Consider the following 24287-nt stretch of genomic DNA (forward strand, 5'->3'; position numbering starts at 1 on the left):
CGGGTCAACGCAACAGGCTTAAGCGTAAACTTACGCATCTTGACTTCACCTCCTTCTGTTGAACGTGCTTGGCAATGCCGCATTAGCTGAAAAGCCTTTATACCCGGGTTTCATGTGTGCCGCCTGACACGATACTGGTGACCTGCTGCTAGTTACGCTGATCTCGGTATCGGCGGCACCGCAACCGCGGAAAGGCAGTCAACATGTCGGGTGACGACGCTGTGCGGTCGGCCGGTTTGGTTGTTCGGGGCGAAGGTGACCTTCATCTGGACGTGGGCTCGGTGACCTTGACTTGTCGTCTAGCTCAGGCTCGGATCACGAGCAGGTCGGGTCGCTGATCGAGATCCATTCAGCGCCTGCATCTCAGCGGCCCGCAGCGAAGAGCCGGTCCACTGCGGCCCTGCCCGCGTTGTCGTCGGCGTGCACGACCGCGACATCCCAGTAGTGGTATCCGCGGTCAGAAACCGGCTTGTCCATTACCGAGGCGATAGTTGGCACCTCATCGATCGACACGACCTGAATCGGCTTGCCGAAATCGTCCCATATGCCAACAAACAAGTAGCCGGCGTCCTTGAGCTTCCCCCAAACAGCGGTCGGGTCCGCTACGCCAGCCATGCGGGAGAGGTAGTGATCATATTCGAAGAACAGCACCGGACGAGAACTTGAGTATGTCCGCGCGAGCGCCGGGATCAGTGTCGTGTCGTGGCCGTCTGTGTCCGATTTGACAAGCCGGATTGGCGGCAATTCCGGGTGACGGATCGGCAGTTCGGCCACGGTCAGTGCGGCAGCCGCCACGGGTGCGCCGCCCTGGACGAAGCGGGTCGTGCCGCCCTTGCGGACCGCGCCTAGACCAGAGGCCTCGCCCGTATCGGTGACTAGAAGCCCGAATTCGATCACGCAGCGGTCGTCCGACCCGACATTGCGCGTCAGGTACGGCAGGTACTCGTGGTCTGCCTCGACACAGAGCACGCGGGCGTCAACTTTCGCAAGGATCTGTACCGCGGAGTCACCGATATTCGCCCCGACGTCGATGACGCCGAGAGGCTTGTCGATCTCGCCGAGGCAGACCGCCAGATCCACGAGGTTCTGACCATAACTGGGGAACAGGCGAACGTGGTCCGGAAGCCGGTGCGATCGTGGCATCGCGAGCGGCACACCCTGCACGTCGCGCATGACTGTGCGACCGCCGAACCAGTGGCAAACCTTGCGATGCGAAAGACGTTGTACGAGTTGCCGAAGCCGCAGGCGGTAGGTCATCGTTTTCCGGTCGGATTCACCGGCAGATCATACCGCTGCCATGCTTGTAGTCCATGACACTCACTCCGAGCGGATCAGCTGCTGACCGATGTTGAACGGCACTGGGGACGCAGACGATCGACCACCCCGGCGACAACGTCGGCCAGAACTTTCCGACTAAGGCAGCCACCGAGACCGAGTATGAGCCGGCTTCGGGCATTCCGGTTGAACAACGCAGTGCTGCCACCGGATGCCGTCGCGGGTTCGCCGCCGTGACGCTGCAGTCACGTTCGGGTCCGAATGTGACTGCAGCGTCACGCTCGCGGCCCGTGTCAGTGGTCGCTGGCACACCCGGCGGCAGCCAACAGCCAGGCGTACTGGAAAGCGGTCTCCTTCCAGCGTTCGTATCGCCCGCTTATCCCGGCGTGCCCGGCGTTCATCTGCGTCTTCAACAGGACCGGCTTGCCGTCGGTGTTGGCGTGCCGAAGCGCGGCAACCCATTTGGCCGGCTCCACGTAGTAGACCCGGGTGTCGTTGAGCGATGTCATCGCCAGGATGGCCGGGTACCGTTTGGCTGCCACGTTTTCATACGGTGAGTACGACTTCATGTACGCGTACACATCGCTGTCGTTGAGCGGGTTTCCCCACTCGTCCCACTCGGTGACGGTCAGCGGCAACGACGGATCGAGGATGGTGGTCAGCGGATCGACGAAGGGCACCTGCGCCAGGATTCCGGCGAAGAGTTCCGGCGCCATATTGGCCACCGCGCCCACCAACAAACCGCCCGCACTGCCGCCCAGGGCCACCAGTTGCTCTGGCCGGGTCAGCCCCGACTCCACCAGATGCTCTGCCGCCGCGACGAAGTCGGTAAAGGTGTTCTTCTTGTGAAGCATCTTGCCGTGCTCGTACCACAGGCGGCCCATCTCGCCGCCGCCGCGAACATGCGCGATGGCGAACACCATTCCCCGGTCCAGCAGCGACAGCCGGGCGATGGAAAACTGCGGATCTTCGCACATCTCGTACGCACCGTAGCCGTAGATGACTGCGGGCGCAGGGAATTCGATGTCGGTCCGATACACGATCGAAATCGGGATGCGGGTGCCGTCGTCCCTGTGAGCCCAATCGCGGCGTTCCACGTAGTCCTCGCGACGGTAGCCGCCCAGGACCGGCTGCTCTTTGAGCAGGGTGCGCTCGCCGCTGACCAGATCGATGTCGTAGATCCGCACCGGAGTGATGAAAGATCCCGCGCCGACGCGCAGCTTGGGCGAGTCCCAGTTGGGATTGGGACCCAGCCCGGCCGCCATCAGCTCGGAATCGAAGGCGATCTCCTCCGGTTCGCCGTATTCCCCCTCGGGGCCGAACGGCCACAACTGGATCCGGGGCAACGCGTCACGCCGGTAGCTGACCACCACGTGGCCGGCGAAGGCATCCACGCCGTCGAGCCGGGCGTCCTCGCGGTGCCCAATCAGCGTGCGTTGCCGGCCCGGATCCTCGACCGGGGCTTCCACCAAGGTGAAGTTCACCGCACCGTCGTTGTGCAGGATGAGAAAGCGGTCTTGTCCGCCGATGATCGCGTGCTCGACGGAGTACTCGACGCCGTCGCGGCGCGGCAGCACGATGGCGAACTGCGCCGCCGGGTCGGCCGAGTCCGCGTAGCGGATCTCGGAGGTGACCGACGAGCCCGCCGCGATGACGATATAGGCGTTGCTGCGGGTGCGTCCCACCGCGAGCCAAAACCGTTCGTCGGCCTCGTGGTAGACCTGCTCGGATGCGGCACCCGGCCCGAGCCGGTAGCGCCATACCGTGTCCGGGCGCCACGCGTCGTCCACGGTGGTGTAGTAGACGGTGCGGTGGTCAGCAGCCCAGGTCGCTCCGGGGCCGATGCCGACGATCTCGTCGGGATATCGCTGGCCAGTGCGTAAATCCCTGAACTGCAACGTGTATCGCTCGTCACCGACAACGTCGACGGAGTAGGCAAGGACATTGTCGTCCAGGCTCACGCTCAACGCGCCCAGCGCGAAGAAGTCGTGCCCTTCGGCCTCGGTGTTCTCGTCGAGCAGCACCTGCTCACCGGGTATCTCGGTGCTCTCGTCGAACCGTGGCGGGTCCCAGTCGCCGGGATCGGTAACCGGACAACGACAGTGGACGCCGTATTGCTTACCCTCGAAGGTACGAGCGTAGTACCACCAGTTGCCGCGCCGGGTCGGCACCGACAAGTCTGTTTCCTTGGTACGCGCCTTGATCTCGTCGAAGATCTTGCGCCGCAACGGTTCCAGATGAGCGGTCGCTTGGTCGGTATAGGCGTTCTCCGCCTCCAGGTAGGCGATCACCTCGGGATCGTCCTTTTCGCGCAGCCATTCATAGGGATCGACGAAGACGTCACCGTGGTGCTCCCGTCGCGTCTCCACTCGCTTGGCCAACGGCGGCGCGGCGTGGTCCGTCATGCGCTCGGCCCGATCCAGTCGCCGAACCACAGACCCGAAATACGTTCGTAGGCTTCGATGTAGCGTTCCCGCGTGGCCTCGATGATGGCGGTGGGCAGCGGCGGCGGCGACCGGTCGCCACCGCGGTCCCAGCCGGACTGCGGGCTGGTCAGCCAGTTGCGCACGAACTGCTTGTCGAAGCTGGTCTGCACCACGCCGGGCCGGTATTCGTCGGCCGGCCAGTACCGCGACGAGTCGGGGGTGAATATCTCGTCGGCCAGTAACAGGTTGCCGTCTGGATCGATACCGAACTCGAACTTGGTGTCGGCGATGATGATCCCCTTTCTCAGGGCGTGGTCGGCGGCCTGAACGTAGATCTGCAGAGTACGGTCGCGCAGCTGGGTGGCGCGCACCCCGCCTACCATCTCGATCACCCGGGCAAATGAGATGTTCTCATCGTGGTCGCCCAGCGCCGCTTTGGTCGCCGGGGTGAACAGCGGCGCACCGAACTTGCTGGCCTCGACCAAACCCGGTGGCAGGGCGATCCCGCAGACCTTTCCGGTTGCCTGGTAGTCGAGCAGGCCCGAGCCGGTCAGATAGCCGCGCGCCACGCACTCCACCGGAAGCATCTCCAGTCGGCGCACCACCAGCGCGCGGCCCAGCACCTCATCGGGGATGCGCGGATCGTCGGGCGGCCCGGCCAGATGGTTGGGGGTATCGACCAGGCCGAAGAAGAACACGCTCATGGCGGTCAAGATGCGGCCCTTGTCCGGGATCGTGCTGTCCAGGACGTAGTCGTACGCCGATATCCGGTCGGTGGCGACCAGCAGCAGGTGGCCGTCGTCGACGCGGTAGATCTCCCTCACCTTGCCGCTGGCCAGATGCTGGTAGTCGGACAATGCAGGACGCACCATCGGGCCAGCCTATCGGTGGGGTCGGACCGCGCACTGTGCTGGTATCAGTGCTATGCGATCACGGTTTTTGCCCTACTCGACCGGACCCGTCCGGCTGGCCATTCAGCTGTTCAGCGATATCACCGTTGCCGCGTGGACGACGGTCTGGGTGCTGGTCGGTCTGGCCGTCCACAGCGCCATCTCGACGATCGCCGAGGCGGGCCGCCAAATCGAGAGCGGCTCCCAGGGCATTGCCGGCAACTTGGCGTCGGCGGGTCATGGAGCTCAGCACATCCCGCTGGTGGGTGATGCGGTCAGCTTGCCCATCACGGCTGCCAGCGAGGCCGCGCTCGACATCGCCGGCGCCGGCCACAGCCTGGACACCACCGCGAGCTGGCTGGCCGTGTTGCTGGCACTGGCGGTCGCCGCGACGCCGATCCTCGCCGTGGCCATGCCGTGGCTGTTCTTGCGGCTGCGGTTCTTCCGCCGCAAGTGGACCGTGACGACCCTGGCTGCCACCGCAGCAGGTCAGCAGCTGCTGGCGCTGCGGGCGCTGGCCAACCGGTCGCCGGCCAAACTGGCGGCCGTCAGCGCCGATCCGGTCGGCGGTTGGCGCCGTGAGGATCCCGCCACCATCCGGGGCCTGGCCGCACTCGAGCTGCGAGCGGCGGGCGTGCGACTCCGGGGACACTAATCACGGTTGCTCGCCACGGCGCGCCGCAGTCGCAGCAGGCCCGCGACGGCCACGATCACCCATGCCGTCACGGCGATCCAGCAGAACACCAGCGAAACGGTGCTCAGCGATCGCCGGCCCAGCTCGGCCGCCATGGCCTCGGTGGCCACCGAGTACATACCCAGGGGAAACACGAACGCCCACCACACCCCGGCGAAGCGCAGCGCTTCGGGCCCCTGGCTGATGCGGCGCAGGCCGAAGTACACCAGCGGAGGTATCCACAGGGTGGCGGCCACCCAGGTCACCACGGTCACGATGCACACCGGCCGGGCCAGCCAGGCCGGCGCCACCCGGTGGATGTTGTCGCCGGCCAACGTCGCTATGGCCAAGCCGCCCATGAGGATCCAGCTGTCGGGCTCGAAGTTGTCCCGGTCTCGTCGCTCGGCCACCGCCCGCCACACGATCAGCCACGTCATCAACCCGTAGATGCCCAGCGCCACCACCCAGATGGGCACGGCGATGCCGAGCCAGCCGGGCTCGCCGGTTGATCGGGCCACCTTGGCGGCCACGATCGCCAGGCCCGAGGTGCCGACGCTGGCCAGCTCCCAGGCACCGTGCGCCCGGTCGCGCAGCCGCGTCCACGGCCGCGCCGTGATGTTGCGGGCCGCGAGGACGACCAGCACCAGCCACGACGACGACGCGGCCACACCGAGGGTCAGCACCACCGCGACGTTGGCCATCAGCCGGCTGTCCAGCACCGCACACGCGGCGACGAAGGTGAACAGCCGCAGCGTGAGGTCAGGATCGCGCAGGTCCCAGACGCGAAACCGGCGGGTGAGGATCACCAGGGCGATCAGGAACACCAAACCAAGCGACGCCAGAACGCCCATGGTCTCGCTGATCAGACGATAGTGGTGCTTCTCAGCGGCGATGGACACGATGCCGGTCGCCATCACCGCGGCGAAGACATCGGGTGACGGCTCGGCATCGGCGAGCCGAAGTGTCACCGCCCCTCACGTAGTTCCACGACCAGGTGGCGGATGCCGGTGTGCCGGTTGCTACGAGTCCACTCGACCGGCTGCACCACGCGCACGTCGGCGAACCGCGAGAGCAGTTCCTCGAACAGCACCCGTAACTCCAGCCGAGCCAGATTGGCTCCCAGACAGTAGTGCACACCTTGGCCGAACCCTAAGTGCGGATTGGGCTTTCGGGTGATGTCGAATTCGTCGGCGTGGTCGAACACGGCGGCGTCGCGGTTGGCCGAACCCTCCCAGATCTGCACCTTCTGCCCCGCCCGGATCGACTGTCCGCCCAGGGTGGCATCTCGGGTCGCGGTGCGCCGCTTGGACGGCGACGGCGACGTCCAGCGAACCATCTCCTCGACCGCCGTCGGCAACATATCGAGATCGTTACGCAACGCCCGCAATTGCTCGGGGTGCTCGGCCAGCGCCAGCAGCCCACCGCCCACCGCGTTGCGTGTCGTCTCCGCGCCGGCGCTGAACAACAGGCTGAAGAACAGATACAGCTCCAGATCCGAAAGAGCCGGCGCATCTTGCTCGTCGAGCATCGCGTTAGCGACGACAGACAGCATGTCGTCGGTGGGGTTGGCGCGTTTCGATGCGATCAACTGCTGGCCGTAGGCGTACATCCGAGACCCCGCCTGCGCGGTTTCGTCCGCGGCCGACTGCGGCGACAGCTGCGACAGGGACGCCTTGCGGGAGCCGCCGAAGTCGAACTGCGGCTCGATCGCCTCGAACAGCCAATGTCGTTCGGATTCAGGAACTCCCAGCAGAATGCAGATCATCTGCATCGGCAGTTCGGCGGCGATGTCGACCAGGAAATCGACCGGCTCGCCCGGCTGCACCGCGTCCAGCAGCCGGCGCGCCCGGGCCCGCAGATCGTCCTCGACGCGGCGGATCATCCGCGGCGTCAGCCCCGAGCTGACGAGCCGGCGAATCTGGGCGTGCCGCGGATCGTCCATCATGTTGAGCACCTGGCCGGCGATGGCCAAGTCCTGCAGCAGCGTGCCGCCGAACGGTCGCTCCCCACCGGTCACCGACGAGTAGGTCTCCGGATCCTTCAGCACCGCAAGCGTTTCCGGATACGTGGCGACCGACCAGAAGCCTTCACCGTCCGGGGTGTTGTCGGTCGGCTGGTGCCAGTACACCGGCGCTTCCCGGCGGTGTACGGCGAAGAGGTCGTGCGGGAATCCGTTGGCGAAGTTGTCCAGGTCGGTGAAGTCGATGCTCGAGAGCGCGCCCGCGAGAGTCATAGGATTGCTCCTGGTGTGTACTTAGCGGCTTCCGGGTAGCGGCCTACCAACTCGGCTACCATCGCGGCCACCTCGTCGACCTGGTCGGCGGCGGCTCCGGTGAACGCCTTGCGGTCGGCCAGGGCGGCGGCCAGCGCCGCCCGGTCCAGGGGCAGCCGCGGATCGGCGGCCAACCGGTCCAGCAGGTCGGGCTCGGCGCCCTCGCGCATGGCCAGCGCGGTGGCCACCGCGTGTTCACGGATCACGTGGTGCGCGCTCTCGCGGCCAACACCCGCGCGCACCGCCGCCATCAAGACCTTGGTGGTGGCCAGGAACGGCAGGTAGCGATCCAGCTCCCGCTGGATCACCCGCGGGTAGGCGCCGAATTCGTCGAGCACCGTCAGAAATGTCTCCAGTTGTCCGTCGATGGCAAAAAAGCTGTCCGGCAAGGCAACTCGGCGTACCACCGAGCAGAAGACGTCGCCTTCGTTCCACTGCGCTCCGGCCAGTTCCGCGGCCATCGACGCGTACCCGCGCAGCACCACCTGCAACCCGTTGACCCGTTCGCAACTGCGGGTGTTCATCTTGTGCGGCATCGCCGACGAGCCGACCTGTCCCGGCGCGAAACCCTCGGTGACCAGCTCGTGCCCGGCCATCAGCCGGATGGTGTGCGCCAGCGACGACGGACCCGCACCGAGCTGCACCAGCGCGGACACCACGTCGTGGTCCAACGAGCGCGGATACACCTGCCCGACACTGGTCAAAACGGTTGAGAAACCCAGGAAGTCAGCGATGCGGCGTTCCAGTCGGGCCAGCTTGGCCGGATCCCCGCCCAGCAGGTCGAGCATGTCCTGCGCGGTGCCCATCGGGCCCTTGATGCCCCGCAGCGGGTAGCGGTCGATCAGTTCTCGCAGCCTGGTCAACGCGATCAGCGTTTCCTGCGCCGCCGAGGCGAAACGCTTGCCCAAGGTGGTGGCCTGGGCGGCGACGTTGTGGCTGCGCCCGGTCATCAGCAGGTCGCGGTAGGCCACCGCCCGTTCGGCCAGCCGGGCCACCACTGCCACGCCGTGAGAGAAAACCAACTCCAGCGATTGCCGGATCTGCAGCTGTTCGACGTTCTCGGTCAGATCCCGGCTGGTCATCCCCTTGTGCACATGCTGGTGACCGGCGCGGTCATTGAATTCCTCGATGCGGGCCTTGACGTCGTGGCGCAGCACCCGCTCCCGGGCCGCGATCGAGTCCAGGTCCACGTCGTCGAGCACCCGCTCGTAGTCGGCGATCGCCTCCCCGGGAACCGCCACTCCCAGTTCGGCTTGCGCCCGCAGCACCGCCAGCCATAGCCGCCGCTCGGCGACCACCTTGGCTTGCGGCGACCAGATCGCGACCATCTCGGCGCTGGCGTACCGGGAGGCCAGCACGTTCGGAATGCCCACGAAGACACAGCTTACGGTCTGCAACCCGGGCAGTTGTCGCGCCGATCAGAACCGATTAGGTGGGCACCGCGCGCACCCTTCCCGGCAGGAGCACTGTGGCGGACGCGGCCAGATCGCGGACTCCCGTCGGCCGTACCCTTGGCGAATGTACTTCGCCGGCGTCGATCTGGCCTGGGGCCCTCGCAATCCGACCGGTGTGGCAGTACTCGACGGCGACGGTGTTCTGGTGCACGTCGGCGCCGTCCGCGACGACGCCGCGGTGCTGGCGGCGTTGCAGCCGTTCACGACCGGCTCCTGCCGGGTCGCGTTCGACGCGCCGCTGGTGGTGACCAACCCGTCCGGTCAACGGCCGGCCGAAACCGCACTCAACCGCGACTTCCGCGCATTCGAGGCGGGTGCGCATCCGGCGAACACCGGCAAACCCGAGTTCGCCGACGGCCCGCGCGCGGCGCGGCTGGCCGGTGCGCTGGACCTGAATATGGATCCCTTCTCGGCGGCTGCCCGGCGGGCCATCGAGGTCTACCCCCATGCGGCGACGGTGGCGCTGTTCCGGCTGTCCCGCACGCTGAAATACAAGGCCAAGCCCGGCCGCGGTGTCGAAGGGCTCAAATCGGAGTTGCTGCGGTTGATGGACGGCATCGAGGCACTGGAACAGACGCCAACGCCGCTGCGCGTGACCGGCCATGGCGACTGGCTCACGTTGCGCCGGCAGGTGCAGGCCGCCGGGCGCAAGTGCGATCTGCGCCGCGCCGAAGACCCGATCGACGCCGTCGTCTGCGCATACGTCGCGCTGTACGCCGAACGCCGCCCGTCCGGCATCACCGTCTACGGAGACTTCGCGACCGGCTACATCGTCACGCCGACGTTGCCCGCGGCGCTACACCCGGATCGGCCGTTGGTCGACCGGCGCAAGCACCTCGATGAGATCGACCACGGTTGCCAGCGCGGCGCCGCGCGCGTCGCGCCCCTCGACCAGCGCGGAGACCACCGAACCGTCGACCGCGCAGATCAGGGTGCACACCAGTTCGATGCGCACGGACCGGCCGGATCGCTCGATCGCCTCGGCAACCGCCTCGGCACGCTGGCGTAGGTTGCGGCGCATGCTTTCCCGCAACGCGGGCAGGCGGGTACAGGCGATATGCCGCTCGTATCGCGATATCAGCTGTTCGGCGAGCCCCGGGCCGTCCACGTCCCCCACAAGGAGGTCGACCAGCACTTCACCGGTGGTCTCGGGTCCCCGGCGCCGCCGCGGCAGCGCGTTGACCCGGGCCCGTAACTGCGCCACCTCGATCATCCCGATGTGTTCTACCGCGCGGGCGATCAGATCATCGAGGGACGAAAAGTAGTAAGTGGTAGAGGCCAACGGCAGTCCGGCACGCCGGGCGACGGCCCGGTGACGCACTGCTTCGAATCCACCCTCGCCAAGCAGCTCGGCAGCGGCGCTGACCAACGCATATCGCCGACGTTCTCCTTTTGGAGTAACAGCTGCCGTCACGCCCACCCATGCTGCCAGTGGAATTGGTACTGCATTGCCATTTTCGCTAAACGGCCATGGCATGATGGCCCGCATGCCGGACTTAAGTCGCCGCGCCGTGCTCGGCCTTGGCGCCAGCGCGACCCTTGGCGCAGGCGGCGTATTCGCACTCGACATGCTGCTCCAGCCACGGACTTCGCATGCCACACCGCCGCCGGCGATTGGCACAAACGTTCCGTTGGCGCCGACACGACCGCTCGAACCACCGCCACCGGCTCAGGCCGCGCCGACGATGACCACCGGCTCGTTCGTATCGGCGGCGCGGGGGGGAATATCGACCAACTGGGCCATCGCCCGTCCGCCCGGCCAGACCAAGCCGCTGCGGCCGGTGATCGCGCTGCACGGCAAGGGCAGCGACGCGGCCACCGTGATGGCCGGCGGCGTCGAACAGGGCCTGGCTCAAGCCGTCAACGCCGGGCTGCCGCCGTTTGCTGTGGTCGCCGTCGACGGCGGCGGCAGTTACTGGCACAAACGGGCTTCCGGCGAGGATTCCGGGGCCATGGTGCTCAGTGAGCTCATCCCGCTGCTGGACACCCAGAACCTGGATACCTCGCGGGTGGCGTTTCTGGGCTGGTCGATGGGGGGCTACGGGGCGTTGCTGCTCGGCGGCCGGCTCGGACCGGCCCGGACCGCGGCGATCTGCGCGGTGAGCCCGGCGCTGTGGCTGTCGCCCGGCGCGGCCGCACCAGGCGCGTTCGACGGAGCCGACGACTTTGCGGCGAACTCGGTGTTCGGCATGCCCGCGCTGGGTTCCATTCCGATCCGGGTGGATTGCGGCGACAGCGACCCCTTTTATTCGGCGACCAAACAGTTCATCGCTCAACTGCCGAACCCGCCCGCGGGCGGGTTCTCCCCCGGCGGGCATAACGGCGGGTTTTGGAGCTCGCAGCTGCCCGCCGAGTTGACCTGGATGGCACCGCTGCTGACGGCCTGAGCGCCCGGGCATGCGAGTATCGTCCGGTGAATCCGCCTGGAGGGCCTTTCGGTTGGAGTTTTCCCTACGCCTGGCCGCGAATGCCGATCCTCGGCCGAAACGTCGTCGCCACCTCACAGCCGCTCGCCGCCCAGGCCGGCCTGCGGATGCTCGCCGAAGGGGGGAACGCGGTAGACGCGGCCATCGCCACCGCCATCAGCCTGACACTGGTGGAACCGGTGTCCAACGGCATCGGCTCCGATGCGTTCGCCATCGTCTGGGACGGCACGCGGCTACACGGATTGAATGCCTCCGGACGCTCACCTGCGGCGTGGACGCCGGAATACTTCGGCGGCAACGGCGTTCCCGCGCTCGGCTGGAATTCGGTGACGGTGCCGGGCGCCGTGTCGGCGTGGACCGAGCTGCACGACGAGTTCGGCCAGCTGCCGTTCGAACGACTTTTTGAGCCGGCTATCTCCTACGGCCGCAAGGGCTTTCCGGTGTCACCGATCGTCGCCGGGCAATGGGAGGCTCAGGTACCCCTGTTCGCGTCGCAGCCCGGGTTCGCCGAGGCGTTCCTGCCCGGTGGCCGCGCACCAAAACCCGGTGAGCTGTTCAGGTTTCCCGACCACGCAGACACCCTGGAGAAGATCGCCGCCAGCCATGGTGAGGCGTTCTACCGGGGAGAGCTGGCCGAAAAGCTGGAAGCGCACGCCACAGCCAACGGCGCTGCGATGCGAGTCAGCGACCTGGCCGCCCATCGCAGCGACTGGGTGGGCACCATCACTGGAACATACCGCGGGTACACCATTCACGAGCTACCGCCCAACGGCCAGGGCATCGTCGCCCTGATCGCGCTCGGGATCCTCGAGCAGTTCGACATGGCCGCGCTGCCAGTCGATTCCGCGGACAGCGTGCATCTGCAGATCGAGGCGCTCAAGCTCGCAGTCGCCGATGCGCAGGCGTATGTCGCCGATATCGACCACATGCCGCTGCTTCCCAAGCACCTGCTCGACGAACAGTACCTGCGGGGGCGCGCCGCGGTGATCGATCCCAAACACGCCAAGCCCGCGTCTGCTGGAAGCCCAAGGGGCGGAACCGTGTATCTCACCGCGGCAGATGCCTCCGGGATGATGGTGTCGATGATCCAATCGAACTACCTGGGCTTCGGATCCGGCGTGGTGGTGCCGGGAACCGGCATCTCACTGCAGAATCGCGGCTCGGGTTTCGTTGCGACGCAAGGTCACCCGAACCAGGTCGGGCCCGGCAAGCGGCCCTTCCACACCATCATTCCGGGGTTCGTGACCAAGGACGGCGCGCCGGTGCTGAGCTTCGGCGTGATGGGTGGCCAGATGCAACCACAGGGCCACGTGCAGGTGCTGGTCCGCATCGCCGACTACGGTCAGAACCCCCAGACGGCCTGCGACGGCCCCCGATTCCGGTGGGTGCAGGGACTGCAGGTCTGCTGCGAAAACGGCTTTCCACCGGCAACACTCGACGACCTACACAGGCGCGGCCATGAACTGGTCACGGTGGACGACTACAACCAGTTCGGCAGCTGCCAGGCGATCTGGCGTCTCGATGACGGTTATGTCGCGGCCAGTGACCCGCGCCGCGACGGTCAGGCTGTGGCGTTCTGACCCGTGATCTGCACCGGAGTGCCGGTCCCCTTCTCGTAGACCAAAGATGAACTAGAGGTAAACTCATAGAAAATCCAAGGTGGCTTACAGGTAAAGCACTGGGTAATATCAGTCCCAGCTAATCGCAAACTGCGCTGAGAATGTACTCGGCATTCCGGTAATGGACGGTGCGATGATTGGGTTAAGTCATCAAAGCCCGGGCATCGGGTTGAAAGCCGGTGAGATTTTTGCCGGATACACGATTGTACGTTTGCTGGGCTCCGGGGGAATGGGTGAGGTCTACCTTGCCCAGCACCCACGGCTGCCGCGCCGCGAAGCGCTCAAGATATTGGGCATCGAGGTATCCGCGGACGCCGACTATCGCCGGCGATTCATCAGAGAGGCTGACGTAGCCTCCGCGCTGTGGCATCCGAACATCGTGCGGGTCAACGACCGAGGCGAGTTCGCCGGGAAGCTATGGATCTCGATGGACTTCGTCGACGGAACCGATGCAGCGAGCCTGTTGCGCAACCGCTTTCCGGCCGGAATGCCGGCAGATCAAGTGGCCACGATAATCTCGGCGATCGCGAGCGCACTCGACTACGCGCATCAGCACCATAAGGTAATGCACCGTGATGTCAGTCCCGCGAATATCCTGCTCGCCGAACCGGAGGCTGCCGCCCAGCGAATCCTTTTGGGCGACTTCGGAATCGCCCGCAACATCGGTGAGACCAGCGGTCTGACCGCGACGAACATGACCATCGGCACGTTTCCCTACGCGGCGCCCGAACAGCTGACGGGCGAGCCGATTGACGGACGTGCCGATCAGTACGCGCTAGCGGCTACCGCCTACCATCTGCTGACCGGATCGCCACTGTTCCCGCACACCAACCCGGCGGTGGTAATCAGCCGCCACCTGACCACCCCGCCTCCGGCACTAGCGCAGATCCACCCGCTGCTCGCGGCCTTCGACCCGGTGCTTGCGGTAGCGCTCGCAAAGGACCCTGCCGATCGCTTCGCCTGCTGCACTGATTTCGCCGACGCGTTCGCACACGCAGCCCGTCGCGTCGAACATCCGATAGCGTCGGCTTCGACCATGCCGCGACCCTTGGCGAGCAGGCCACTCAAGAACATGGCCGTCGCGGCTGACGCCGGCAAACGGCAACGACGTAGCCGGTGGCGGCTCTTCGCCGCCGCATCATCGGTTGTCGCGGTCACCGCCGTCGGGGCCAGTGGCTACTCGTTCGACACCGATTCGACACCGGGCCCGCCGGCCGCATCGCCGACTTTGGCGTCGCCTCGCCAGCCGGCGGAGTACCCGCCGTCACCCTCGGCGGCGCCGCCTCGGCAGGTGGTGGAGGAGTACCCGCCGCCACCGGCGGTGGCGCCGCCTCGGCAGGTGGCGCAGTACGTGCCGCCACCCGCAGTGGCGCAGCCGCCAACGGTGCCAACGCGCAGGGACATTCCGACCCCGGCATCCCCCGCGGCCGCGCCGGCGCCCCGACGGCCGGCACCGGTCCCGCAGCAACCGACACCCGACCCCGAACAGACCTTCCTCGGTCTCGTGTCACAGATTCCGGGTGTCATCGTTACCGACCCCGCGACTGCCGCCGCCACCGGCCGTGGCGTGTGCACCGACCTTCAAAACGGGGCAAGCCCCGATGATGCCGCCGCCGCCACCGTGAACAACACCGGAATCTCTCCCGCACAGGCTGCCGCCGGCGTCAACGCGGCGATCACCGCCTTCTGTCCGCAACACCGGGGGTAGCGGAAAGCGCCTCCACTTGTTGCCATCACAACCGGGCCAGACGTACTTCGAACCGGTCAACGACCGCGCCGGTCTTGCGTGTCGGTCCCGGTGGCTAGACGCTGATCTTTCGCTCTGCGGCACGCAAGCCGATGTCGCTCCGGAAATGGCTGCCGGCTAACCGAATTGAACCGAGGATGTGGTATGCGTGCGCCCGCGCCGCTGACAGGTCCGCGCCGGTGCCCACCACCGACAGCACCCGGCCGCCGGATGACACGACGGTGCCGTCCTCGCGTCGGGTTGTCCCGGCGTGCAGCACCCCTTCGGCTTCGGAACCGACGACGACATCACCCACCCGGGGCCGCCCGGGGTAGTTTTCGGCCGCGAGCACCACCGCCACGGCGGCGCCGTCTCGCCAGCGCAATTCGCCGAACTCCGCCAATTTTCCGGTACCCGCCGTGTACAGCAACTGCCCCAGGGGCGACACGAGCAGCGCCAGCACCGCCTGGGTCTCGGGATCGCCGAAACGACAGTTGAATTCGACCACCGCGGGACCCTTCGCGGTGATCGCCAGACCGGCATACAGCAAGCCGCAGAACGGGCTGCCGCGCCGAACGAGTTCACCCGCAACGGGTTCTACGATCTGACCCACTATCTCCCGGTAGGTCTCATCGGGCAGCCACGGTAGCGGCGCGTACGCGCCCATACCGCCGGTGTTGGGTCCGGTGTCGCCTTCGCCGACCCGCTTGAAGTCCTGCGCGGGCAGCAGCGGCACCACGGTCTCGCCGTCGACCACACAGAACAGCGACACCTCCGGGCCGTCGAGATAAGACTCCAGCAGCACCGGATGCCCGGCCTCGAGCAGTCCCGCGGCATGGGCCCGGGCGACAGCGCGCTCTGCCGTGACCACCACGCCCTTGCCGGCGGCCAGATGGTCATCTTTGACCACCCACGCCGGGTCGCCTGCGGGTGGGCCGAACCGATCCAGGGCGGCATCCAAATGCGCTGGGTTGTCGATGATTTCGCTCGCGGCAGTGCGCACACCGGCCGCGGCCATGACGTCTTTGGCGAATGCCTTGGACCCTTCGATGCGGGCGGCGTCCTTGCCGGGCCCGAAGCAGACGATGCCGGCGGCGCGCACGGCGTCGGCCACCCCGAGCACCAGCGGCAGCTCCGGACCGATAACCACGAGGTCGGCCTCGACCCGACGGGCCAGGGCGACGACGTCCTCGCCGGAGGTGATGTCGACGTTGTGCTGTTCGGCCAGACGCGCGGTTCCGGCGTTGCCGGGGGCCACGATGAGGTGCGTGACCTGCGGATCCCTGGCCAGCGCCAAGAGCAGGGCATGTTCACGGGCACCGGAGCCGATTACCAGGACGCGCACGAGAGGTCAGCGTAACCGCGCAGGTCCCGGCCCAGGCCACCGACCCGTCGGCTCTTCTTCGCCAGCCGGGACTCAGACCGGTGCGGCTTAGCGGAGGGCCTGGTAGATCAGCTGGGTGTATCGGCGGGTGCGGTCGGTCCCAGCCGAGGTGACCTGTCCCATCTTGTTCATCACATAGGCAAAGGTGGTGCGGCAGTGGGGATTCATGACCACCGTGGAGCCGCCCCAACCACCCCAGTAACAGATCCTTTCATCGGGGATGTCAGGCGCCGCCTCCGGGTGAGGCGGCGCGAAGCCGATACCCCACCGCGTTGGCATGGCCAGCACCAGGTCGATGCCGTTGACCTGCTCGCAGAAGATCAAGTCGACGGTGTCTCGGCTCAGCAGGCGCACCCCGGCGATCGAGCTTGCGGCAGCGCGGGTCCGAGCTTTGTCACTGGCGCAGATCCTCGACAGCCTGCACATCCGTTTCCGATTGCTGACCGGCGGCGCGCGAACCGCCGTGCGCCGCCAACAGACGCTGCGCGCGTCGGTCGACTGGTCCCATGCGCTGCTGACCGAGCCCTAACGGGTGTTGTTCCGCCGGGCGGCCGTGTTCATGGGGGGCTTTGACCTGGATGCGGCGCAGGCAGTGGGTGCCGACAGCGACGTCGAGCGCTATCAGACCCTCGATCAGCTCGCGTTGCTCATCGACAAATCACTTGTCGTAGCTGAAGACAGCCACTTCGGAACGCGATACCGAATGCTGGAGACGGTTCGCCAGTACGCACTGGAAAAACTCGGCGAGTCCGGGGAGGCCGACGCGGTGCGCGACGGCCGCCGCGACCACTACGCCACGGTGGCCGCCCAGCTCGACAGCCCCGGGCGCACCGGTCATCAGCGCCTGGTCGAGCAGGCCGAAATCGAGATGGACAACCTTCGGGCAGCGTTCGCGTGGTTGCCGCGAAAACGGGGAAATCACAACCGCACTGCGGCTCGCCTCGACGTTGCAGCCGTTGTGGCTGATGCGGGGGCGCATACAGGAAGGCACTGCCTGGCTCGATGCCGCGCTCTGCGATGCCAAGGTCCACGACGTGGAAGTGTCGCCCGCAGTTCGCGCCCGGGCGCTCGCCGACAAGGCCGCACTCGAGGCAACGCAAAGCATCCACGAGAACATCGACGAGGCCCGGCAAGCTCTTGCTATCGCTCGTGAACTCGACGACAAGGCCCTGCTGGTACGAGCCCTCACCGCCTGCGGCGGCCTCGCCGTCTATCCGAAGTTAAGGCTATTGAACTGGCTGAATTCCTGGGTTGACCTGGGTATTGGCTGGTTTGGGTGGGTGGTGGTTCTGGCTACGCGGTGATGGTGACTGGGATCGGGGCGTCGATGAGGTCGAAGGCGCGGCGCTGGGTGGGGGTGGCCTCGGTGAGTTTGTCGATTTCGATGTTGGTGTGGTGGTAGCGGATCCGGTCGCGGGTGAGGGTGGCCAGGTGATTGAGCAGGTCGCGGAAGTTTCGTACTGGGTTGCCGGCCGCGTCGTGTTTGGTGGAGGCTTTGGCGTGTGCGGCTGGGGAACGCTGCGCGGGGGCGACGGGGTTGTCCCGATGCGGTGGTGTTTCGTCGGTGAATGTCAGTGGCGCCCAGGCCTTGCGCAGGTGCCAGATGAGGTAGCAGGCCAGCATGCAGATCAGCACGTGGGCTTTGACGCGGTCCTCGAGGCGGTGGTGGATGGGGCGTAGGTCGAGGTCGTCGGTCTTGATGATGCGAAAGTCGCGTTCGATGTTGGCGAGGTTTTTGTAACCCTGCACCACGGCGGCGGGGTCGAGGACCTTGGTGTTGACGCTGGTGCGCAGCACGTAGATGCCGTCGAGGGCAGCTTGGGCGTCGATGGCGGCCTGGTCGCGGTGGTAGGTGAATTCGGTGTCGGTGATCGTGAGGTGGAAGAGCTTGCCCACCTTGAATTTTCCGCTGACCTTGCCGACTGCGATGCCGATCTTGTCGGCGCCGGACAGGGTGGCTTTGGTGACGCGTTGGGCGATGTGGGCCAGTTGTTTCTCGGTGGCAGCCAGCAGGTCGTGGCGTTTGCGGGCACGTTCGGCGGCCAGGGTGGGGTTGCGGCAGGCGATCAGCCGTTCGCCGGGGTAGTCGGGGTGGGTGATCTCGGCGAGGTCTTGGGTATCGAACAGGCTCATCTGCAGCGGCCCGTCGTCGCGGGCGAGTTTGGCGATCGCGGGTGCACGTAGCGCGGTGATCCAATCGAAGGCGGTTGGGGTGTCGGGGTTGTCGTTGAGTTCGCGCAGCGCGTCGATGCGGGCGGTGGTGATCATGCCGCGATCGCCGACCAGCACCAGCTGTTGGATGGCGAGCTTGTCTTTGATCACCTGCACGATCTGGGTGAACGCGGTCGGGTCGGCGGTGGCACCGGACAACACGCGCACCGCGACCGGGCGGCCCTCAGGGTCGGTGAGCACCCCGTATTCGATCTGCTGGCAGCCCTTCTTGCCGTCGCGGGAGTAGCCGCGCGCGGCCAGCTGGCAGCATCGGCCGGTCACCCACGAGGAAGTCAGGTCAAACAACGCCATCCGGCCCGGGTTCACCGACTCGTTTAAATGCTTTGCCGCCAGCTTCTTTTCGATCTTGTCCTGCCGGTCGGCCAGCCAGTCCATCCCGGCGTAGATCTCGTCGGTGGAGGCCTCGGCCACCCCGAAATCCACGCCGAGGGTGGTGTTGGGCCACCACGACAGGGTGGACAGCTTCGAGGTGGGCCGCACCACCCGCGAGATGATCAAGGCGAGCACGATATCGCGGGCTCGGCACGGCGGGCCCAGCAGTGCGGCCAGCTCGAGCTTGCGCGCCATCGCGGCCACCGCCGCCACGTCCCCATGCGGCAGCGACCGGGACTTGCTGAACTCCGAGCCGGCCGGCACCAGCGTGTGGCCCTTCAGCGTCGCCTCGATCGCATCGACGGCCTGCGGCGGCAGCATCGACAGGTTGGCCACGGTCTGGTTGCGCACCTTGGCCCCGTCCCGGTAGGTGCGGCGCAACAGCACAGACTCATAGACGCGCTCGTGGCCGTGCTTATCCACGTGAGTCTTCTTAACTCTGACTACGTGAGCTTTGCCAGTATTGCGTGGCACACCAAGAATCATAGCCTGATTCCGTTGAAATGATAGCAACAACACGCATCTATTCGTGACTACATATGAGCACACAACAGCACCCATAATGTCAGTTCAAACCACTAATCCCCAGTCAAAACCGTCGCAACTTCGGTCTATGACGCCGAGGCAGCCCGCCCGTACTTCGACGAGGCGCTCGACCTCGCCCGCGCGCTCGGTGATGACTGGCGGCTGAGCCAAATTCTCGGCTGGCAGGCGTTTGCTGCGATCACCGGTGCTGGCGACCCAACTGCGACCCGCGTCGCGGGCGAAGAGGGCGCGATGTCGCCGATGCGATCGGCGACGAGTTCAACTCGCGCATGTGCCGCTGGTGCGTGGCTTTGGCGCGGATGTGGCAAGCCGATCTTGCCGAAGCTGTCGCCCAATTGCGGGATTTGGTGGCCGAATCCGAGGCGGCGCACGACGAACTCTGCCGGATGTCGAGCCTGTTGAATCTGGGCCACCTGCTGGCCTATGCCGGCGACGCGAACGAGGCCAGGGCCGCCGCCACCGCGGCCGTGCCAGCCGACGCGGAACTCGGCGAGTTCAATCTGGGCTTTGCCTATGCCTCGCTGGCCGCCGCCAGCCTTGCCGCAGGGGACGTGGCGGCAGTTGCGCAGGCCGGGGATGCGGCATGGAAACTCATGAATGCCCAGCCCGAGCTGGCGGTCGTCAACGTCATCCCATGGGCACAAGTTGCGCTCGCACGCGGAGATCTGCAGACGGCTCGACACTGGGCCGACGACGCGGTCTCGGTGGCTCCGGGCCAGCATCTGGCGATGGCGCTGGTCACCCGGGCGCGCGTTGCGATCGCCCACAACGATCGAGACCAGGCCGAGCGCGACGCTTACGACGCGCTCGCGCGCGCAGCGGACCTCAAGGGGTACCTCATCGTGCCCGACGCGCTCGAGTGCATCGCCGCACTTGCCGCGGACGCCGGCAATAACCCCGAAGCGGCCCGGCTCTTCGGAGCCGCGCATGCACTTCGCAGCCGCACCGGTCAAGTCCACTTCAAGATCTACGACGCCGTCCACGACACGTCGGTGGCTATGCTGCGTGAGACCCAGGACCACAACGCATTTGAAGATGCATGGTCCGAAGGGTCGGCGCTTTCCACCGACGAAGCGATTGCCTATGCTCAACGCGGCCGCGGCCAACGCAAACGCCCATCAACGGGCTGGGCTTCGCTCACCCCCGCAGAGTTCGACGTGGTGCGCCTTGTCAGTGAAGGGTTGCCCAACAAGGACATTGCGAGCCGTCTCTTCGTTTCCGCGCGCACCGTGCAGGCGCACCTGAATAACGTCTACGCGAAGCTGGGGCTCACCTCGAGAGTGCAACTCGCCCAAGAGGCATCACGGCACGCCTGACGATCCAAGCGATCAGGCAATGCCCGCCGATCAGCGTCATGTGCCCCTGAGAGTTCACCCGTAGTGGGTCATCCGTCCGATAGCCCTCGTGGTTATCCGGGTGGCCCTCTGTAGCAACGCCTCTGCTTTGCTGACGTCAATAAGCTTCCTCGTCATCATCGGGCGCCAGCAGTCTCTCCGGGTGATGAAAGCTATTCGTTCTCGGTTGTCCATGGTCCAGGTGTGGTGGTGGGATCCACTCGGTGTCGCCGTGGGCGTTTTTGCGGGTGATCCAGCCTTTTTCGACGAGTCGGTTGTCGACTCCGCAGGCCAGGGTCAGCTGATCGATGTCGGTGCGGCGGGTCGTGGCCCAGCCTTGGACGTGGTGGACTTGGCTGTGATAGGCAGGCGCATCACAGCCCGGTTTCGTGCATCCACGATCCCTGGCGTACAACATGATTCGCTGCCCCGGGGAAGCCAGCCGTTTGGTGTGATACAGCGCCAGGGCCTTGCCGCGATCAAAAATGGCCAAATAGTGGTGCGCGTGGCCGGCCCAGCGGATCACATCCGACATGGGTACCAGGGTGCCCCCGCCGGTCAGGCCCTTCCCGGCGGCGGCCTCGAGGTCTTGGAGGGTGGTGGTCACCACGATCGACACCGGAAGCCCGTTGTGTTGGCCCAACTCCCCCGACGCCAACAGCGCACGCAGTCCGGCGAGGAAGCCGTCATGGTTGCGTTGCGCCTGACTGCGCGTGTCACGGCGCACCGCATCCTCATCGGGCGTCTCATCCACGACGGGGGTCTGGTCGTCGGGGTTGCAGGCACCGGGGGCGGCCAGCTTGGCCAACACGGCCTCCACGGCCGCGCGCAACTCCGGGGTCAGCATGCCGCTGATGCGCGACATCCCGTCGAATTCCTGCTTGCCCAGCATGATCCCGCGCTTGCGGGCCCGCTCCTGGTCGCGAAATTCCCCGTCGGGGTTGAGCCAGTCCATGATCCGCTGGGCGTATGTGGCCAACTCGTCGGGGCGATACCCGCAGGCTTTGCGGGCCAGGTCGGCTTCGGCGGCTTCCCGGGTACCCAGGTCCACCTCGGCGGGCAGGTGGGCGAAGAAGCTGCGGATCACCCGCACATGCCCGTCACCGACGAGCCCGTCGCGTTGAGCGGCCGCGGTCGCGGTCAACTGCGGCGCCAACGGCTCACCGGTCAGCGCCCGCCGTTGACCAAGATCAGCTGCCTCGTCGATTCGCCGGCCCGCCTCGGCCTTGGTGATACGCAACCGATCGGCCAGCGCCGAAAGCAGTTTGGCGCCCAGTTCTTCCTCGCCGGCCTGCGCGCCGAGCTGATTGATCAGCGCGTGTTGGGGTGTCCGCAGCCGTCGTGCCACGCCTTCCAAGCGCTCCAAGGCCCGCAACCGTTCCGGGGTGGTGAGCACGTCAAAAGACAACTCGCACAAACGATCCAGATCTGAATCCAGCGCGTTGAAGACCTCGACAATGTCTTCACGCGTGCCCGCACCCATGCCTGAAATTCTACGAAAAGCCACCGACAAGAACGGCCGCGTTGTGACTGCTGAAACCACAGTGACACAAGGGATTACAGGACCACAGCGGCAACATCATCGAGCGCGTACGCCCTAGTCCGCGGCCTTACCCGAGTGCATCCTTAACGCCGCGTCGACGTTGGCCTTCTTGTCCTCGTCGGCGCCCTTGGCCGCGGCCTTCTTGCGCCTTGCCACGACGGTGTCGACCGCCCCATTGAGCGCAGAGCCCAGCGGGAACCCGAGATAGTGAGTGAGGAAGACGGCCATCTCCTTCAGTTCGGTCTCGGTGAGCTCTCCGTTGAGCAGCGCGGCGTTGATCTGGATTTCGGCCAGGTCGCGATTCCCGATCGCGGTCACCGCGGTCAGCGTCATGATCCGCTTGTCGCGCATCGACAATTCTGGCCGGGTCCAGATAGTGCCGAACAGGTGATCGACGGTGAGGTCGAAGTACGCGTCACCCTCGACGTTGGGCATCTCCCAGCCGTAGACCTCGTTCATCTTGTCCAGGCCCTTGCGGCGCAGCTCGTCCATCACGACTCCTCAGCTAGATCGGGGTGCGGCACCCCGAGGCCGGCGGCCAACCGTTCCAATGCCAGCTTGGCCAACGGCAATTCAACCGATACCGACTCCCCCAACGCCAGTGCCAGGCTCAGGTCCTTTTCCCCCAGTGCCCGGGTGTGCTCCAACAGCGGACGCAGCGGGTCGTCGGACTTCATCGGGGCGGTCGTCTCCCGGAACATGATGGCGCCGGGGCCGCCGGTGAGGGCATCGCTGTGGCGCACCACTTTGGCAAGCGCCCGCAGGCTCAAACCGCTTGCTTCGGAAAGCTTCTCGGCCTCGGCAGCCGCCGCGTAGGACACGAACGTCAGCATGTTGCGGGCCAGCTTCATCCGCGTCCCTGCCCCCGGTTCGCCGGCGTGGATCACCAGCGATGCCCACCGCCGGAAAGGCTCCTCGACCCGCCGGAAGGTCTCGTCGTCGGCGCCCACCATGGTGGCCAATTTGCCCTCGGCAGCCGCCCCCGGACCGCCGCTGACCGGGGCATCCACAACGTAGATGCCCCGTGGCTCGAGCTCTTTCGCCAACTCGACGGCGGTGCTGTCGCTGATGGTGGAATGAATCGCAATGATGGTGCCGGGCTTGGCATTCACTGCCAGCCCGTCGTTGCCGGTGATCACGTTGCGCACCTGAGTGTCGTCGAGCACCGTGACGCTGATGATGTCGGCGCCGGCAACCTCGGCGACGCTCGCCGCCGCTGTGGCGCCACCCTCGACGAACGGCTCCATGGCTTCGGCCCGTACATCGAAGACCGTCAGACCGCCCGGCCAGTCGAGGTAGCGCTTGGCCATTGGTGCACCCTGGTTGCCCAGACCGATGTATCCGAGGCGCGGTATCGCAGTCATGATCGGATGACCTGCCCGCCATCGACATTGAAGATCTGTCCGGTGATCCAGGACGCCTGGTCGCTGAGCAGGAACAGGCACATTCCCACCAGATCCTCGGGAGTTCCCATGCGAGACAACGGAATTTGCTTGACCATGTCCTTGACCAGCTCACCGGGCGTCACGGTTCGGGTGGCCTCGGTGTCGATGGGCCCGGGCGCGATCGCGTTGATCCGGATCTTCATTCCGCCCAGCTCCCGAGCAAGCTGTTGCGTGAGCCCGTTGACCCCGACCTTGGCCAAGCCGTAGAAGTTCGAGTACAGCCATGCCGCGGTGGACGACTGGTTGACGATGGCGCCGCCGCCCCTTTTAACCATGTGCCTGTATACCGCGCGGGTGCACACCAAGGCACCGTCGTGGTTGACGCTCATGAACTTCCGGTAGTAATCCCACGGCACGGTCAGCAGCAGGTCGAGCTTCATGCCGCCGTAGATCGCGGCGTTGTTCACCAGGTAATCGATGCCGCCGAATTCGCCGACGGTGCGCTGGGCCATGGCCTTGGCTGATTGTTCATCCGAAACATCAACGGCCACGGGGATTGCGGTGCCCCCGTCGGCAGCGATCTGCTTGGCGACCGCCTCGGCAGCGCCGGCGTTGATGTCGGCGACCACCACGGACGTGCCTTCGCGTGCCAGCGCTTCGGCGTAGGCCCGGCCGATACCTTGCCCAGCCCCGGTGACAATGGCCACCTTGTCGTCGAATTGAGCCACAC

Annotated in this window: 19 protein-coding genes and 2 pseudogenes; 7 read left to right on the forward strand and 14 right to left on the reverse strand. The window is 66.2% G+C overall.

Translation table 11 applies throughout. The features are described 5' to 3' along the window. Positions 1 to 363: 363 nt before the first annotated feature. From EET10_RS24975 to EET10_RS24985, 3 genes are all read right to left on the reverse strand, one after another. Positions 364 to 1257 carry an FkbM family methyltransferase gene (locus tag EET10_RS24975; protein ID WP_063468631.1) on the reverse strand — a complete coding sequence of 298 codons (894 nt, stop codon included), beginning with the start codon at positions 1255 to 1257 and terminating at the stop codon, positions 364 to 366. 311 nt (positions 1258 to 1568) lie between these two features. Further along, entirely contained in the window at positions 1569 to 3680 is a 2112-nt protein-coding gene (locus EET10_RS24980; RefSeq protein ID WP_036406650.1) for a S9 family peptidase, read from the reverse strand. After that, the gene (locus tag EET10_RS24985) at positions 3677 to 4570 is read right to left on the reverse strand and encodes a phosphoribosylaminoimidazolesuccinocarboxamide synthase (RefSeq protein WP_036406648.1); all 894 of its coding nucleotides are present in this window, start codon (positions 4568 to 4570) and stop codon (positions 3677 to 3679) included. The genes EET10_RS24980 and EET10_RS24985 overlap by 4 nt, the downstream gene beginning before the upstream one ends. A 55-nt stretch (positions 4571 to 4625) precedes the next feature. On the opposite strand from EET10_RS24985, the gene EET10_RS24990 reads away from it, so the two are divergent. Further along, entirely contained in the window at positions 4626 to 5246 is a 621-nt protein-coding gene (locus EET10_RS24990) for a hypothetical protein (RefSeq protein WP_036406548.1), read from the forward strand. Here EET10_RS24990 and EET10_RS24995 read toward each other — a convergent pair. Genes EET10_RS24995 through purB form a run of 3 tightly spaced genes read right to left on the reverse strand, consistent with a single transcriptional unit; the run spans position 5243 to position 8909 of the window. After that, positions 5243 to 6232, reverse strand: coding sequence for a tellurite resistance/C4-dicarboxylate transporter family protein (locus EET10_RS24995; RefSeq protein ID WP_036406546.1), 990 nt, complete (start codon positions 6230 to 6232; stop codon positions 5243 to 5245). The genes EET10_RS24990 and EET10_RS24995 overlap by 4 nt on opposite strands. Next, positions 6229 to 7497, reverse strand: coding sequence for a cytochrome P450 (locus EET10_RS25000; protein ID WP_036406543.1), 1269 nt, complete (start codon positions 7495 to 7497; stop codon positions 6229 to 6231). The genes EET10_RS24995 and EET10_RS25000 overlap by 4 nt, the downstream gene beginning before the upstream one ends. Beyond that, complete coding sequence (gene purB / locus EET10_RS25005; protein ID WP_036406646.1) at positions 7494 to 8909, reverse strand: adenylosuccinate lyase; 1416 nt, start codon at positions 8907 to 8909, stop codon at positions 7494 to 7496. The genes EET10_RS25000 and purB overlap by 4 nt, the downstream gene beginning before the upstream one ends. 145 nt (positions 8910 to 9054) lie before the next feature. Between purB and EET10_RS25010 the strand changes: the two are divergent. Continuing rightward, positions 9055 to 9783, forward strand: a pseudogene (locus EET10_RS25010) (DUF429 domain-containing protein); the annotation flags it as partial. 3 nt (positions 9784 to 9786) lie between these two features. Here EET10_RS25010 and EET10_RS25015 read toward each other — a convergent pair. Then, positions 9787 to 10410 (reverse strand): TetR/AcrR family transcriptional regulator, encoded by a 624-nt coding sequence (locus tag EET10_RS25015; protein ID WP_099187747.1) that lies wholly within the window; start codon positions 10408 to 10410, stop codon positions 9787 to 9789. A 55-nt stretch (positions 10411 to 10465) separates the two neighbouring features. Between EET10_RS25015 and EET10_RS25020 the strand changes: the two genes are divergently transcribed. From EET10_RS25020 to EET10_RS25030, 3 genes are all read left to right on the forward strand, one after another. Continuing rightward, positions 10466 to 11377 (forward strand): alpha/beta hydrolase-fold protein, encoded by a 912-nt coding sequence (locus EET10_RS25020; RefSeq protein ID WP_036406538.1) that lies wholly within the window; start codon positions 10466 to 10468, stop codon positions 11375 to 11377. A gap of 80 nt (positions 11378 to 11457) precedes the next feature. Next, positions 11458 to 12996 (forward strand): gamma-glutamyltransferase family protein, encoded by a 1539-nt coding sequence (locus tag EET10_RS25025; protein ID WP_051490743.1) that lies wholly within the window; start codon positions 11458 to 11460, stop codon positions 12994 to 12996. A 172-nt stretch (positions 12997 to 13168) separates the two neighbouring features. Next, the gene (locus EET10_RS25030) at positions 13169 to 14743 is read left to right on the forward strand and encodes a serine/threonine-protein kinase (RefSeq protein WP_218028488.1); all 1575 of its coding nucleotides are present in this window, start codon (positions 13169 to 13171) and stop codon (positions 14741 to 14743) included. Positions 14744 to 14837: 94 nt separating this feature from the next. On the opposite strand, the gene purD is transcribed toward EET10_RS25030, so the two are convergent. Together purD and EET10_RS25040 are read right to left on the reverse strand one after the other, a co-directional pair. Next, positions 14838 to 16106: a phosphoribosylamine--glycine ligase gene (gene purD / locus EET10_RS25035; protein WP_036406534.1), complete on the reverse strand. Its 1269-nt coding sequence runs from the start codon at positions 16104 to 16106 to the stop codon at positions 14838 to 14840. 87 nt (positions 16107 to 16193) lie between these two features. Then, positions 16194 to 16499 carry a serine hydrolase family protein gene (locus EET10_RS25040; RefSeq protein ID WP_342774172.1) on the reverse strand — a complete coding sequence of 102 codons (306 nt, stop codon included), beginning with the start codon at positions 16497 to 16499 and terminating at the stop codon, positions 16194 to 16196. On the opposite strand from EET10_RS25040, the pseudogene EET10_RS31300 reads away from it, so the two are divergent. Continuing rightward, positions 16483 to 17359, forward strand: a pseudogene (locus EET10_RS31300) (ATP-binding protein); the annotation flags it as partial. The gene EET10_RS25040 and the pseudogene EET10_RS31300 sit on opposite strands and share 17 nt — an antisense overlap. A gap of 79 nt (positions 17360 to 17438) precedes the next feature. Here EET10_RS31300 and EET10_RS25050 read toward each other — a convergent pair. After that, on the reverse strand, positions 17439 to 19235 hold the full coding sequence (locus tag EET10_RS25050; RefSeq protein WP_425461697.1) for an IS1634 family transposase: 1797 nt from the start codon (positions 19233 to 19235) through the stop codon (positions 17439 to 17441). A gap of 359 nt (positions 19236 to 19594) precedes the next feature. Here EET10_RS25050 and EET10_RS25055 point away from each other — a divergent pair, with 359 nt between their 5' ends. Then, entirely contained in the window at positions 19595 to 20611 is a 1017-nt protein-coding gene (locus EET10_RS25055; RefSeq protein ID WP_167480221.1) for a helix-turn-helix transcriptional regulator, read from the forward strand. A gap of 136 nt (positions 20612 to 20747) precedes the next feature. Here the strand turns inward: EET10_RS25055 and EET10_RS25060 are convergent, their stop codons facing one another. The 4 genes from EET10_RS25060 to EET10_RS25075 form a co-directional block, all read right to left on the reverse strand. Further along, the gene (locus tag EET10_RS25060; RefSeq protein WP_122502583.1) at positions 20748 to 22112 is read right to left on the reverse strand and encodes an HNH endonuclease signature motif containing protein; all 1365 of its coding nucleotides are present in this window, start codon (positions 22110 to 22112) and stop codon (positions 20748 to 20750) included. Between the two features lie 114 nt (positions 22113 to 22226). Next, complete coding sequence (locus EET10_RS25065; RefSeq protein ID WP_036406529.1) at positions 22227 to 22664, reverse strand: carboxymuconolactone decarboxylase family protein; 438 nt, start codon at positions 22662 to 22664, stop codon at positions 22227 to 22229. Then, positions 22664 to 23536, reverse strand: coding sequence for an NAD(P)-dependent oxidoreductase (locus EET10_RS25070; RefSeq protein WP_036406526.1), 873 nt, complete (start codon positions 23534 to 23536; stop codon positions 22664 to 22666). Before EET10_RS25070 ends, EET10_RS25065 begins: the two co-directional genes overlap by 1 nt. Continuing rightward, positions 23533 to 24285 carry an SDR family oxidoreductase gene (locus EET10_RS25075; protein ID WP_036406524.1) on the reverse strand — a complete coding sequence of 251 codons (753 nt, stop codon included), beginning with the start codon at positions 24283 to 24285 and terminating at the stop codon, positions 23533 to 23535. The genes EET10_RS25070 and EET10_RS25075 overlap by 4 nt, the downstream gene beginning before the upstream one ends. Positions 24286 to 24287 lie beyond the last annotated feature (2 nt).

Source organism: Mycobacterium pseudokansasii (assembly GCF_900566075.1).
In the GTDB taxonomy this organism is placed as follows: domain Bacteria; phylum Actinomycetota; class Actinomycetes; order Mycobacteriales; family Mycobacteriaceae; genus Mycobacterium; species Mycobacterium pseudokansasii.

Excerpts from the sequence above, each read along its gene's own strand:
- EET10_RS25055 (WP_167480221.1), top strand. The coding sequence starts at position 19,595 with ATGTGGCAAGCCGATCTTGCCGAAGCTGTCGCCCAATTGCGGGATTTG.
- EET10_RS25020 (WP_036406538.1), top strand. The coding sequence starts at position 10,466 with ATGATGGCCCGCATGCCGGACTTAAGTCGCCGCGCCGTGCTCGGCCTT.
- EET10_RS25050 (WP_425461697.1), bottom strand. The coding sequence starts at position 19,235 with ATGATTCTTGGTGTGCCACGCAATACTGGCAAAGCTCACGTAGTCAGA.
- EET10_RS25065 (WP_036406529.1), bottom strand. The coding sequence starts at position 22,664 with ATGGACGAGCTGCGCCGCAAGGGCCTGGACAAGATGAACGAGGTCTAC.
- EET10_RS25025 (WP_051490743.1), top strand. The coding sequence starts at position 11,458 with ATGCCGATCCTCGGCCGAAACGTCGTCGCCACCTCACAGCCGCTCGCC.
- EET10_RS25030 (WP_218028488.1), top strand. The coding sequence starts at position 13,169 with ATGATTGGGTTAAGTCATCAAAGCCCGGGCATCGGGTTGAAAGCCGGT.
- EET10_RS24980 (WP_036406650.1), bottom strand. The coding sequence starts at position 3,680 with ATGACGGACCACGCCGCGCCGCCGTTGGCCAAGCGAGTGGAGACGCGA.
- EET10_RS25000 (WP_036406543.1), bottom strand. The coding sequence starts at position 7,497 with ATGACTCTCGCGGGCGCGCTCTCGAGCATCGACTTCACCGACCTGGAC.
- EET10_RS25070 (WP_036406526.1), bottom strand. The coding sequence starts at position 23,536 with ATGACTGCGATACCGCGCCTCGGATACATCGGTCTGGGCAACCAGGGT.
- EET10_RS24975 (WP_063468631.1), bottom strand. The coding sequence starts at position 1,257 with ATGACCTACCGCCTGCGGCTTCGGCAACTCGTACAACGTCTTTCGCAT.
- EET10_RS25060 (WP_122502583.1), bottom strand. The coding sequence starts at position 22,112 with ATGGGTGCGGGCACGCGTGAAGACATTGTCGAGGTCTTCAACGCGCTG.
- EET10_RS24990 (WP_036406548.1), top strand. The coding sequence starts at position 4,626 with ATGCGATCACGGTTTTTGCCCTACTCGACCGGACCCGTCCGGCTGGCC.